13 protein-coding genes and 1 pseudogene are annotated in these 13,161 nt (G+C 52.2%); 8 read left to right on the top strand and 6 right to left on the bottom strand.

The features are described 5' to 3' along the window. Position 1 precedes the first annotated feature (1 nt). From fabG to fabF, 3 genes are all read left to right on the top strand, one after another. Entirely contained in the window at positions 2–736 is a 735-nt protein-coding gene (gene fabG, locus A4308_RS13250; protein WP_008500795.1) for a 3-oxoacyl-ACP reductase FabG, read from the top strand. A gap of 154 nt (positions 737–890) precedes the next feature. Continuing rightward, positions 891–1,127 (top strand): acyl carrier protein, encoded by a 237-nt coding sequence (gene acpP, locus A4308_RS13255; RefSeq protein WP_003857954.1) that lies wholly within the window; start codon positions 891–893, stop codon positions 1,125–1,127. A gap of 91 nt (positions 1,128–1,218) precedes the next feature. Beyond that, positions 1,219–2,460, top strand: coding sequence for a beta-ketoacyl-ACP synthase II (gene fabF / locus A4308_RS13260; protein ID WP_014883379.1), 1,242 nt, complete (start codon positions 1,219–1,221; stop codon positions 2,458–2,460). A 62-nt stretch (positions 2,461–2,522) separates the two neighbouring features. Here the strand turns inward: fabF and A4308_RS13265 are convergent, their stop codons facing one another. The 6 genes and pseudogenes from A4308_RS13265 to A4308_RS13290 all read right to left on the bottom strand — a co-directional run bounded on the left by A4308_RS13265 (position 2,523) and on the right by A4308_RS13290 (position 8,457). Then, entirely contained in the window at positions 2,523–3,044 is a 522-nt protein-coding gene (locus A4308_RS13265) for a fimbrial protein (RefSeq protein WP_045282243.1), read from the bottom strand. Positions 3,045–3,050: 6 nt separating this feature from the next. Next, positions 3,051–3,578, bottom strand: coding sequence for a fimbrial protein (locus A4308_RS13270; protein WP_045282242.1), 528 nt, complete (start codon positions 3,576–3,578; stop codon positions 3,051–3,053). A 16-nt stretch (positions 3,579–3,594) separates the two neighbouring features. Then, on the bottom strand, positions 3,595–4,596 hold the full coding sequence (locus A4308_RS13275; RefSeq protein WP_023332700.1) for a fimbrial protein: 1,002 nt from the start codon (positions 4,594–4,596) through the stop codon (positions 3,595–3,597). Beyond that, positions 4,587–7,129 (bottom strand): annotated as a pseudogene (locus A4308_RS13280) (fimbria/pilus outer membrane usher protein). The gene A4308_RS13275 and the pseudogene A4308_RS13280 overlap by 10 nt, the downstream one beginning before the upstream one ends. 38 nt (positions 7,130–7,167) lie before the next feature. Beyond that, positions 7,168–7,839, bottom strand: a complete 672-nt coding sequence (locus tag A4308_RS13285; protein ID WP_045282240.1) for a fimbrial biogenesis chaperone — start codon at positions 7,837–7,839, stop codon at positions 7,168–7,170. Between the two features lie 78 nt (positions 7,840–7,917). Then, positions 7,918–8,457 carry a fimbrial protein gene (locus tag A4308_RS13290; RefSeq protein ID WP_014883385.1) on the bottom strand — a complete coding sequence of 180 codons (540 nt, stop codon included), beginning with the start codon at positions 8,455–8,457 and terminating at the stop codon, positions 7,918–7,920. A 392-nt stretch (positions 8,458–8,849) separates the two neighbouring features. Here A4308_RS13290 and pabC point away from each other — a divergent pair, with 392 nt between their 5' ends. The 5 genes from pabC to A4308_RS13315 are packed head-to-tail and all read left to right on the top strand — an operon-like array spanning position 8,850 to position 13,120. Then, positions 8,850–9,659 (top strand): aminodeoxychorismate lyase, encoded by an 810-nt coding sequence (gene pabC / locus A4308_RS13295; protein ID WP_014883386.1) that lies wholly within the window; start codon positions 8,850–8,852, stop codon positions 9,657–9,659. A 1-nt stretch (position 9,660) separates the two neighbouring features. Next, on the top strand, positions 9,661–10,683 hold the full coding sequence (gene yceG / locus A4308_RS13300) for a cell division protein YceG (protein WP_045282239.1): 1,023 nt from the start codon (positions 9,661–9,663) through the stop codon (positions 10,681–10,683). Beyond that, positions 10,673–11,314, top strand: coding sequence for a dTMP kinase (tmk, locus tag A4308_RS13305; protein ID WP_014883388.1), 642 nt, complete (start codon positions 10,673–10,675; stop codon positions 11,312–11,314). The genes yceG and tmk overlap by 11 nt, the downstream gene beginning before the upstream one ends. Next, complete coding sequence (holB, locus tag A4308_RS13310; protein ID WP_045282238.1) at positions 11,311–12,315, top strand: DNA polymerase III subunit delta'; 1,005 nt, start codon at positions 11,311–11,313, stop codon at positions 12,313–12,315. The genes tmk and holB overlap by 4 nt, the downstream gene beginning before the upstream one ends. A gap of 10 nt (positions 12,316–12,325) precedes the next feature. Then, positions 12,326–13,120: a metal-dependent hydrolase gene (locus A4308_RS13315; protein ID WP_045282237.1), complete on the top strand. Its 795-nt coding sequence runs from the start codon at positions 12,326–12,328 to the stop codon at positions 13,118–13,120. Positions 13,121–13,161 lie beyond the last annotated feature (41 nt).

The raw sequence follows: 13,161 nt of genomic DNA on the forward strand, positions 1-13,161 counted from the left end.
CATGAGTTTTGAAGGAAAAATTGCCCTGGTCACTGGCGCAAGCCGTGGTATCGGGCGCGCAATTGCTGAAACACTGGTTGCGCGCGGCGCGAAAGTGATTGGTACAGCAACCAGCGAGAATGGCGCTCAGGCCATCAGCGAATATCTGGGTGCAAACGGTAAAGGTCTGGTACTGAATGTGACCGAACCTGCATCTATCGAATCTGTTCTGGAAAATATTCGTGCAGAGTTTGGCGAAGTGGATATTCTGGTAAACAATGCCGGGATCACTCGCGACAACCTTCTGATGCGAATGAAAGATGATGAGTGGAACGATATTATCGAAACCAACCTGTCATCTGTATTCCGTCTGTCAAAAGCGGTAATGCGCGCTATGATGAAAAAGCGTCATGGTCGTATTATCACTGTTGGTTCTGTGGTTGGTACCATGGGAAATGCTGGTCAGGCTAACTACGCTGCGGCGAAAGCGGGTCTGATTGGTTTCAGTAAGTCGCTGGCGCGTGAAGTCGCGTCCCGTGGGATTACTGTAAACGTTGTTGCTCCGGGCTTTATTGAAACGGACATGACGCGTGCGCTGACCGATGAGCAGCGTGCGGGTACACTGGCAGCAGTTCCGGCGGGTCGTCTTGGCGACCCTAAAGAAATCGCCAGTGCGGTTGCATTTTTAGCCTCTGACGAAGCGGGTTACATCACTGGTGAAACCCTCCACGTCAACGGCGGGATGTACATGGTTTAATCACGATCGAAAATATTTGCGTTATTAGGGCAAATGGCCTCAAAATAACGTAAAATCGTGGTAAGACCTGCCGGGATTTAGTTGCAAATTTTTCAACATTTTATACACTACGAAAACCATCGCGAAAGCGAGTTTTGATAGGAAATTTAAGAGTATGAGCACTATCGAAGAACGCGTTAAGAAAATTATCGGCGAACAGCTGGGCGTTAAGCAGGAAGAAGTTGTGAACTCCGCTTCCTTCGTTGAAGACCTGGGCGCAGATTCTCTTGACACCGTTGAGCTGGTAATGGCTCTGGAAGAAGAGTTTGATACTGAGATTCCGGACGAAGAAGCTGAGAAAATCACCACCGTTCAGGCTGCCATTGATTACATCAACGGCCACCAGGCGTAAGTGAACATCTCCAGGCGGTCATTCGACCGCCTGAGTTTTATCTTTTTTAGTCCCACGAATCTCTTTTTTTATCCCTCCCTGGAGGACAAACGTGTCTAAGCGTCGTGTAGTTGTGACCGGACTTGGCATGTTGTCTCCTGTCGGCAATACCGTAGAGTCCACCTGGAAAGCTCTCCTTGCCGGTCAGAGCGGCATCAGCCTAATCGACCATTTCGATACTAGCGCCTATGCAACGAAATTTGCTGGCTTAGTAAAGGATTTTAACTGTGAAGAGATCATCTCGCGCAAAGAACAGCGCAAGATGGATGCCTTCATTCAATATGGAATTGTCGCTGGCGTTCAGGCCATGCAGGATTCTGGCCTTGAAATTACGGAAGAGAACGCAACCCGTATCGGTGCCGCTATCGGCTCCGGGATTGGCGGTCTTGGCCTGATCGAGGAAAACCATACATCCCTGATGAATGGCGGCCCGCGTAAAATCAGCCCGTTCTTCGTTCCGTCCACGATTGTTAATATGGTGGCGGGTCACCTGACCATCATGTTTGGCCTGCGTGGTCCAAGCATTTCAATCGCGACTGCTTGTACGTCTGGCGTACATAACATCGGCCAGGCCGCGCGCATGATTGCGTACGGCGATGCAGATGCTATGGTTGCGGGTGGTGCAGAAAAAGCCAGTACCCCTCTGGGTGTCGGTGGTTTTGGTGCAGCGCGTGCGCTCTCTACCCGTAACGATAATCCTCAGGCGGCAAGCCGTCCGTGGGATAAAGACCGTGACGGTTTCGTACTGGGTGACGGTGCGGGCATGCTCGTGCTGGAAGAGTATGAACACGCGAAAAAACGCGGCGCGAAAATTTATGCTGAAGTCGTTGGCTTTGGTATGAGTAGCGATGCTTATCACATGACGTCTCCTCCGGAGAATGGCGCAGGTGCTGCGCTGGCAATGGAAAACGCGATCCGTGATGCGGGCATTACGCCAGCTCAGATTGGCTACGTTAACGCGCACGGTACCTCTACACCTGCAGGCGACAAAGCGGAAGCTCAGGCTGTTAAGTCCATCTTCGGCGAGTCTGCCAGCCGCGTACTGGTCAGCTCCACAAAATCCATGACCGGTCACCTGTTGGGTGCGGCGGGTGCAGTAGAGTCAATCTACTCTATCCTTGCGCTGCGCGATCAGGCGGTTCCACCAACCATCAACCTGGATAACCCGGATGAAGGTTGCGATCTGGACTTCGTGCCTCACGAAGCGCGTCAGGTTAGCGGTATGGAGTACACCCTGTGTAACTCCTTCGGCTTCGGCGGTACCAATGGCTCGCTGATTTTCAAACGCGTGTAATGGTTTCTTGCCCATAAAAAACGGAGCGCATAGCGCTCCGTTTTTTTTAGTTCACATTTTCGTTACTGATAGGTGAAAGTGAACTGGACGGTGGTGTTAAATTCGCCTGCCGTGACGGTTCCCGTAGGGGTATAGAGGCGGGCCGCGAGAGGGAACTGCGCATAGTGCGTTGTTCTGTCTACATCGACGGTAATCGAGCCCGCGGGTGAGATCTCGGTGAGATGATCGCGGGTCATGATCTGCATCGCCATGCCTGTTGCATCCCCGCTGCTATTAGCAAATTTTGTCTGATCGTCACTGTCTGAATCGCCGGTCAAGGTAGCCTTAACACGTGTCGTTGAGCTGGGGCAGGATGAAAGCGTGAGTGAAAAATCCTGCCATTCTCCGGTTGCCCCAACGCGACTAAAGTTTACCGCTCGTGCTTGATCGAACCTTACTGTCTGATTTTTGGATCCCGTATCCACGGTACAGGCAGACGCCACGACCGTGCCGCTCAGATCGATAGTGGTTGCCTGCGCGGAGCTACAAAGTGCAAACACCAGGCATGCGAGAGTAGATTTTACCCGTTCTATCATCATCCCCATCCTGCATTACTGATAGGTAAAGGTGGCCTGTGCCTGGCCGATAATGGTGCCTGGCATCACGTTGCCGTTGGAAACGGCGCGGGCACGCATTTTCAAATCATAGGCGTGCGTACTGCTGCTGATGGCGACATTTTGCAATGTGGCGCCACTCTTGTAAGCCGTGTTAGTCGTTTCGTCGGTCAACTCCAGCTTCAGGTTAGTGGCCGTTCCGGTATTTTTATAATAGTTAGTATCGGTATCCGTTGTACCGCCAAAAGTAACGCTAAAGCTGGACGTTGAAGCAGGGCAGTTTGTTAATGCAAGCGTAAAGTTAGTCCAGTTTGTTGCACTTCCGGCAGTGGCCAGACTATCAGCCTGTATATTGTCACCTAATTTTACCGCCAGCGAGGGGCTATCTCCATTGACCACACAGGGTGAGGCAACAACCGTGCCTGTAATGTCAATATTGACCGAGTTGGCTGAACACGCGCCAGAAAACAGACCTCCGCAGAGCGTTGCCAGAATCGCTATTTTTTTTCCATTCGCGATATTCATTTTCATTCCTTATGTATTAGTTGTAGGTTACTTTAAGTTCAATGGCCGATTTCACATTGCCAGCAGTAACGGTTGCAGCGTCATCAATATAATAAGCGACCTTAAAATCGGGCAGGGTGTAGTCGCCTGACCCGTCATAAAGGCCCAGATTGATCTCACTGTTGATCTTATGTGCAGAACCATCGGCGTTCTGTACCTGAATATAGACATTGCTGGCGTAACCATCGCCAGTGACCGTATTTAATACCCCATTATTGGCATTGTGTGCGCCGTATACCGCGAATAAGTTATAGGTGATCCCATTAATCGCGCCAGGGCAGTTTTTCAACTCAACTTTGGGTACGTCGGTAATGTTTGATGCGCCACTTGCCAGGCTTGCACCATACAGTGGGGATAATTTTATTTCCTTTGGTGCGTTAATAGTACAGGCAGTTACAATTGGCTGACTGACTACGCCGGACAGAATCAGGCCCGAATCTAACGCAACACCATCACCATCAGGGTTATGTACGTTCATGGTTACGTCGGGGACAGAAATAATAGTACCTGCTGGTATTTTTTCACTTAATCTGACCAGGCGATACCATACATGGTAGTAACCGTCACGCGCGCTACCATCGACAATTGGCAGATTGATGCGGTAATTGGGAGCTGTGGGATTATCTTGCGGTGAATATCCCGGTACAGATGAAACATGGACCTGATATTGAATACCAATACCTGGATTGCTTGTTGCCCAGGTCACATTGTCGGCAAGTAATTGTCCGTTAACAGACAAATCAATATAGGAGTTTTTTCCTTCGCCGGGGATAGTCTCGGTATAAATGGAATCATTATCATACCAGTCTGTCGTGCCGCCCACGACATTCGGTATAGATAATGTAGAAAATCCATGGTGCATGACATGGAAAGATTGAACTTCAATATAATTTGCGTAGGCGCAATTTATGCCTGACAGACCACATGGAATAAAAATAACAGGGGTTAGCCATTTTTTAAGCATTTTATTTAACGACATGATGCGTTGACCTCTACAATTGCGCTTGATGATGTGCTCTCTGGTAATTGCCAGCGGGTATGACACTGCTTATTTGCACCCCATTTAACGGTTGCACTTCCCTGAAGTGACATACCAGCCAGATAAACCTGTCCACCATCACCGACAATCGAGGTGGTTTTTGCGTTCTTGTCGTCAGTCACGATTGCACCAAACGGAACAGGGCGCCCGTCACGACGGGTTAACGTCATCAAAACGCGTTTACCCACACGTGTGTCAAAATGTGCCCGGACAATAGCCCTCGGGTTGGCGTGACCGTTTTCGCAGAAAGCTCAACGTCGGCATCATCCGGCAGTTGTTCGGTATTCAGCGACAGCGTGTTTTCACGGTATGGGCTGATAAACGGCACAACGGTATAGCCGCGGAAATCGGTGCTGACGCCCGTCTGGTTAGTGATATCAACACCGCTTGCTCCCGGCGCTTCAACCAGAGCGACGGTCTCACCTAATTCCTGACTCAGCGTAATGCCATTTGCATGCGCAACCACACCGCCGCTGATACCATAATTTACCCGGCGCTGATCGTGGTCGTAACTGTAGGCGCTGTTCATTCTGGCATAGGTACCCTGGTAGTCTAGGCTGGCGCTACCGCCGTTACCCCCATCGTGGTTCGTCTCGCTTTCCTGCACGCTCCAGTTGAGGTTCTGATCTTGCAGCGCGGTGCCATTCAGCCCGACCGTATGGCTGGTGCTGCCATGTTTACTGGTATTGAGGTTGTAGGTGGCGCGACTGCTGCTGAGCCAGCGATCCAGCGGCACGCTGATACTCATTGAGAACACCTGGTCCTCGCTGTAAACGGTGTCGCTGTCGCGGGCATCAGTGGTGTTACGGTTAAAGCTGTAGTTCAGGCTCCAGGTGATGCCGTTCCAGCTGTTGCTGTAACCCGCGCCGATTGAGCGCATTGTTCGGTCGCTGTTCCAGTAATCCTCGCTGATGGCGTTTAACGAGATGGACCCCGCGCCTTCCCAGAGATTCTGGTTAAGCAATATCTCGGCACGATTACGCCGGCGTTCGGTATTGTCCTGCCAGTCACTGTCCCGCCAGGTGTCGAGCACTTCCTGCAGGGTGTAATAGCCTGAAGTTGAGTAGCGATAACCCGAAATGGCGATATTGGTCCCCGTTTCGAGAATGTTTTTACTGTAACGAACCCGCATTGACTGGCCGATCGCTTTTTCCTGATCCTGTTGGGTTGACCAGGCCTGCGTGCCATCGACGGATACGGCTCCCAGCCCACCAAAGTTTTTACCGATCCCCACAAGTAGCGACTGATAATGTTGCGATAGCTGTCCGCCGCCGTAGGCGGTAAATCCTGCTGGCAGGCCGTAGATGGCCGAGCCCTGAGTAAAGAATGTTTTATCGACGGCGCTGTCGTAAGGACGGTACTGACCGCTGGTCAGGCTGTACTTTAAACGACCTTCACGCTGTAGAACCGGCAGTGAGGCGAAGGGGACCAACTGGTGCTGTTCGCTGCCGTCAGCTTCTTTAATCGTCACGTCCAGATCGCCGCTACTGCCCGTGGGATACATGTCAGTGATCTCAAATGCCCCCGGCGACACATAGCTTTGGTAAATGGTGTAGCCGTTTTGTTTAATGATGACCTGGGCGTTGGTCCGGGCAATTCCGCGAACCACCGGTGCGTAGCCGCGCAGGCTGTCAGGCAGCATGTCGTCATCGGAGGCCAGTTGCGCACCCCGGAAAGGCACGCTGTCAAACAGATCGGAAGGGGAGTTGCTTTCGCCAAGCGTCAGCTGACTTTTGAGCGCGATGATATTTCGCTGAGCGTAGGTATATGCTGAATCCCAGTTATTCTGGGTACTGTTGCCGCTGGTATTGCGTGACCAGGTGCTGTAGTTACGTACGCGCCATGGGCCGATATTTAGCCCTGGGCGCAGGTTCAGGTAGTAGCTGTCTGAATCGGTCATATCAGAGTGACGAGCCTGGGTGTTGCCGCCTGTAAAGCTGTAATTAAGCAGCAGCGCATTGATGCCTTCATCCAGGCGTTCTGGAGCAACATATCCACGTGCCTGGTTATTCATCGCCGCCTGAGGGATGCTCAACAAAAGTTGCTGTTTATTGAAGACGAACTGACTAGCAGCGCTGGGAATAGCGGCCAGGTTTGCGCAGTTGGTCTCTCCGGTCAGCTGCGGAAATTGCTCGGTTCGGACGCCAAAATCACGCAGCATCTCCACGCTCAGGCACGGTTGCAATGATGTCTGGCCGTGACTGTCCTTTTGCATGCTAAATTCAATGTCATGTGTGCCAGTCAACGTCTGATTGACCAGCACGTCAACGCGATAAGTACCCGGCATTTGGCCAACACCTTCTTCAAAGGCACTCAGGTCAGAAATGTCTTTACCTGGACCGTCAATACCCAGTAGCGCGGGGTTAAAATACTCCCGGGCACAGGCAGGGTGCGACAACGAGAACGTACACTGTAATGCGATGAAGCAGGCCAGTCGGGTTGGCGAGATCTTATTTTTTTTAGCTCTGATCATTCCGTGATCCTTTCGGAGTCCGAGTATCTAATGAGTGATTACTGCGTCTGGTGTTCCGCGCCAGCTGCGCCGAAGTCACTGATAATTTTCCAGCGAATATTGCCTTTGGCATTTGCCGGAAGACTGAAGGTCGCGCTGGACATGGGCGCAACGTATGTCGCATCCGTAACCGTACTGGCACCGACTTTGACTTCGCTGAAGTTCATGTAATAGGGGGTTGGGTTACTGACCGTAAGCTGTTGATCGCTGCGTTTCCAGCTAAGCTTGCTGGCAAACTTTTCCGGCATCTCAGTAAGCGATGCGGGGCGATAAATGAGTTTGATACGTGTCTTAATCGCAATCTGTAGGGTATTTACGTTGTCTAACTTTTCTGTTGCCGGAATGGTTTTAATGTTCATCCAGAACAGTGACTCACGATCCTGTGGCAGATTCCCGCCCGTATTAATAATACGCAGTTTGTTTTCTTCATTGCCAGCTAAGCGGAACAGGGGCGGCGTGACGATAAACGGTGTTTTACTGCTGTCGTTTTCATCTTTATCAACCCATGACTGTATTAAATAGGAGTACGGGTCTGGGTTTTTGACGTCCAGGGAGGATTCTTTTTTGTCTGCATGGTATATGATGCGAGTGCCTCCAATAATAACACCCGCTTGCGCTGTTGCCATTGAAAAAACAAATGCAGCGGCGATTAATGAATTCACTAATTTCATCTGGTTAACCTCAAAATAGCAATGCCGGGAAGCCCCGGCATTGCTTATAGCCAAAGGCGGAAATTTATCGCGCGATGATTAATTGTATGCCAGCGTAAAGTTAGCGGTACCGTTAGCGGAACCCGCCTCAACGGTAGCGGCAGTTGCGATATACTGTGCGCTGAAATTCATGGTAGCGGTGCCAGCAGTCGCATCGATGGTCGCTGCTTTAGATGCGGTTGCCAGCGGTAACGCGGTGCCGTCGCCGTTCAGCAACTGAATAGCAACGCCTTTGGCAACGCCAGTGGTGCCTGCGCCGGTGACTTCCAGATAGTCATTATTAGTGGCGTCTGGTTTGCCGGTGTATTTCACAACAACAGCTTTGCCTTTCAGGTCTGCCGGGCACTCAGACAGTTTCAGAGTAAAGCGAGTATTCGCGGCAACAGAACCAGCCTCTGGCAGAGCAGTTTTAGCGATATCACCTAACTTGACGGTCTGCGGCGCGGTCATGGTGGTGTCAATTTTACAACCTTGCTCGATGATATTACCGGTGAAATTTACCTGTCCATCATCGGCCTGCGCGGCAGAAACCATTCCGAGTGTAGTGATTAAGGCAACAGCCGCTACTTTTCCTTTCATTGATAATGTCCTTGAAGAGTGTGATTGATATAAAACACAGGTGAGTACTCATGGCACACGATGTGATGATGCTCGATAGTTTTCAGCAAGAAACATTGTCTTGTGTTTTTAAAACCATCTTGCGCACTTGGGTATTCACATGGGGGATTATATCTATGTGCTAAAATATGAACTATAAACTATATCTAATGAGTGTTTTTAATTTAACTTTAATAATCCTCTCCGTGAATAATATTTCATTTGTTCATTAATAGGCGAATAGCATTTCTTTCATGTATACAGGCGTAGGCGCGCCCAACCTTCCTGTGCTTTTTTACATTTATTCGAAGATAACAGACTTGCGATATCCTCTTTCACCTGCCACCCTAGTCAGGTATTTATATGGAGGGTGAATGTATCTAATTAATGGTGAGTTACAAAAAAAGTTAGATGTGAACGATCGTAGCGTTCAGTTTGGGGATGGTTGTTTTACCACTGCTCGAATTAGCGGCGGCGTTGTTTCACTTTTCAGCCACCATCTGACACGTTTGCAGACGGCCTGCACAAGGTTGGCTATCCCGTTTGATGCATGGGAAACCCTTGCTGCGGAAATGCGGGATATGGCGCAAAAACAGGGTGACGGGGTGTTAAAGGTTGTTATCACGCGTGGAGCTGGCGGTCGCGGCTATAGCCCCGCAGGCTGTCAGCAACCGGTGCGCATCCTGAGCGTTTCTGAATACCCAACGCATTACGCACGCTGGAAAGAAACCGGCGTAACGCTTGCTCTCAGCCCGATCCCCTTGGGTCGCAACCCTTATCTTGCAGGAATGAAGCACCTCAACCGCCTTGAGCAGGTGTTGATTCGTTCTCATCTTGAGCAGACGGATGCCGATGAAGCCCTTGTCCTTGACAGCGATGGGTGGCTTACGGAATGCTGTGCCGCAAATCTGTTCTGGCGCTGTGGGCAGGATGTCTTTACCCCACGCCTCGATCAGGCGGGCGTAAACGGCATTATGCGGCAGTTTATTATCGCCCAACTGGCACTGACCGCGTATCGCGTTGTCGAAGTGAATGCGCCGCTAACGGCGCTCGCGCAGGCTGATGAAGTGCTTATCTGCAACGCGCTAATGCCGGTTGTCCCCGTACAGCGCTACGCAGAGCGAGAGTGGCCCGCGCGCGAACTTTACCACTATTTAGCCCCAATTTGTGAGTCGTCCGATTAGCATGATGAAACTGTTACGCCTTGTTCTGTTACTGTTGGTTGTCCTCGGCGCTGCCGCCGGCGTCGGTGTATGGAAAGTTTTCCAGCTGGCGGACAGTAAGATCCTCATTAAAGACGAGACGATTTTTACCCTTAAAGCCGGTACCGGGCGGATGGCGCTGGGCGAACAGCTTTACAGCGATAAAATCATCAACCGCCCGCGCGTGTTCCAGTGGTTACTGCGTATCGAGCCGGAACTGTCTCACTTCAAGGCCGGTACCTATCGTTTTACGCCCGGCATGACCGTCAGGGAGATGCTGCAGCTGCTGGAAAGTGGCAAAGAAGCGCAGTTCCCGCTGCGTTTTGTCGAAGGAATGCGACTGAGCGATTACCTGAAACAGCTGCGTGATGCACCCTATATCAAGCACACTCTGAAAGATGATCGTTACGAGACGGTCGCCGGGGTGCTGAAATTTGAGCATCCTGAGTGGGTGGAAGGCTGGTTCTGGCCGGACACCTGGATGTACACCGCGGGCACGACGGATGTCGCAATTCTTAAACGGGCGCACAAAAAGATGGTCGCGGCAGTCGATTCCGCCTGGGAAAGGCGTATGGAAGGGCTGCCCTATAAAGATCAAAACCAGTTCGTGACCATGGCTTCGATCATCGAGAAAGAGACTGCCGTTGCTGCCGAGCGCGATCGGGTCGCGTCGGTATTTATCAACCGTCTTCGCATTGGCATGCGTCTGCAAACCGATCCTACCGTTATTTACGGCATGGGCGAGCGCTACAACGGAAAGATTTCGAGGAAAGATCTCGAGACGCCAACGGCGTATAATACCTACGTCATTAACGGCCTGCCGCCGGGCCCGATTGCAACGCCGAGCGAGGCGTCGCTTAAAGCCGCCGCGCATCCGGCCAAAACACCGTATCTCTATTTTGTGGCTGACGGAAAAGGGGGGCATACCTTTAACACCAACCTTGTCAGTCATAATCGCTCTGTTCAGGACTATCTGAAGGCACTTAAGGAAAAAAATGCGCAGTAAATACATCGTCATTGAGGGACTCGAAGGCGCGGGGAAAACCACCGCTCGCGACGTAGTGGTGGAAACGCTGAACGCGCTTGGCGTCACTGACATGGTCTTCACCCGAGAGCCAGGCGGCACTCAGCTGGCTGAGAAACTGCGCAGCCTGGTGCTGGATATCAAATCTGTTGGCGACGAAGTTATCACTGACAAAGCCGAAGTGCTGATGTTCTATGCGGCCCGCGTCCAGTTGGTTGAGACGGTGATTAAACCCGCCCTGGCCGATGGCAAGTGGGTGATCGGCGACCGTCACGATCTGTCCACTCAGGCGTATCAGGGCGGGGGACGCGGTATTGACCAGACAATGCTGGCAACGCTGCGTAATGCCGTATTGGGTGATTTTCGCCCGGACCTGACGCTCTATCTGGATGTCACTCCGGAAGTGGGCCTCAAACGCGCCCGCGCGCGCGGCGAGCTGGATCGCATTGAACAAGAGTCCTTTGATTTCTTTAACCGCACCCGCGCACGCTATCTTGAGCTGGCCGCGCAGGACAGCTCAATTCGTACCATCGATGCGACGCAATCGCTGGAAGACGTCACGCAAGACATCCAGCAGACCGTTACGCAGTGGCTACAGGAGCAGCAGGCATGAAATGGTATCCATGGTTGCGCCCGCACTTTGAACAGCTGATCAACAGCTATCAGGCCGGTCGGGGGCATCATGCGTTACTGATTCAGGCATTGCCGGGGATGGGGGATGATGCGCTAATTTACGCCATTACCCGTTTCCTGATGTGCCAGCAGCCTGAAGGGCACAAAAGCTGCGGGAAATGCCGTGGCTGCCAGCTGATGCAGGCGGGCACGCATCCTGACTATTACACGCTGGCGCCTGAGAAGGGCAAAAGCGCGCTCGGTATTGATGCCGTGCGTGAAGTCAGTGAAAAACTGTACGAACATGCGCGACTGGGCGGGGCGAAAGTCGTCTGGCTCAACGACGCTGCATTACTGACCGAGGCGGCGGCTAACGCGCTGCTCAAAACGCTGGAAGAGCCGCCGGAGAAAACATGGTTCTTCCTCTCATGCCGCGATCCGGGCCGATTGGTGGCAACGTTGCGCAGCCGCTGTCGTCTTCATCACCTTGCGGTGCCCCAGGAATCATGGTCATTGAGCTGGCTAGAACGCGAGGTGACAACGTCACAGGAAGGTGCGCTCTCTGCGCTTCGCCTGAGCAGCGGCGCGCCCGCAGCGGCGCTGGCATTACTGCAACCCGATGTCTGGTCGCAGCGAGAAACGCTCTGTAAGGCCGTCGAGGCTTCGCTCAACAGCCAGGACTGGTTGAGCTTGCTGCCTGCACTGAATAGCGATCGGGCCGTTGAGCGTTTGCACTGGCTGGCGTCCTTACTTTTGGATGCGCTAAAGCTCCAGCAGCGGGCAACGCTACTGACAAACCCGGACGCGTGGCCACTGGTGAACCTGCTGGCGAGCCGCCTTTCAGGAACGTCCTTGCACGCTATCCTTCATGATATCTGCGAAAGCCGGGAACAGCTTTTAACCGTAACGGGTCTTAATCGCGAGCTGTTACTGACCGACCAGTTACTGCGTATTGAACATTACCTGCAACCAGGCGTTACGCCGCCTGTTTCCCATCTCTGAGAGAGACATTATGTTTTTAGTCGACTCACACTGCCATCTTGATGGCCTGGATTATCAATCCCTTCACAATGACGTGGATGACGTGCTGGCAAAAGCCGCTGCCCGCGATGTGAAATTTTGTCTTGCCGTGGCGACGACGTTGCCGGGGTACCGCGCCATGCGTGAGCTGGTGGGCGTTCGCGATAACGTGGTGTTCTCCTGCGGCGTGCATCCGCTGAACCAGGATGAAGCGTACGATGTTGATGAGTTACGCCGACTGGCTGCGGAAGAGGGCGTCGTGGCGATGGGTGAAACCGGGCTGGACTATTTTTACACGCCAGAAACGAAACCGCGCCAGCAGGAATCTTTCCGCAACCATATCCGCATTGGCCGCGAGCTGAACAAACCGGTCATCGTGCATACCCGTGATGCACGCGCCGATACGCTGGCGATCCTCCAGGAAGAAAAGGTGACGGATTGCGGTGGCGTACTACACTGTTTCACAGAAGACAGAGAAACGGCGGGTAAACTGCTTGATCTAGGGTTTTATATTTCGTTTTCCGGGATCGTGACGTTCCGTAATGCAGAGCAGCTGCGTGATGCTGCGCGTTATGTTCCGCTCGACCGCATTCTGGTAGAAACAGACTCTCCGTATCTGGCACCGGTACCGCATCGCGGGAAAGAGAACCAGCCAGCCATGACGCGAGACGTTGCGGAATACATGGCCGTGCTTAAAGGCGTCAGCATCGAAGAGCTGGCCCGCGTCACGACGGAAAACTTCTCTGCGCTGTTCAATATCGACCCCGCCCGCCTGCAATCTGTCTGATACACCTGTTTTTTTTAGGCTCGTAATTAATAAACAAAACG

Source organism: Enterobacter sp. ODB01 (assembly GCF_001623605.1).
In the GTDB taxonomy this organism is placed as follows: domain Bacteria; phylum Pseudomonadota; class Gammaproteobacteria; order Enterobacterales; family Enterobacteriaceae; genus Enterobacter; species Enterobacter kobei.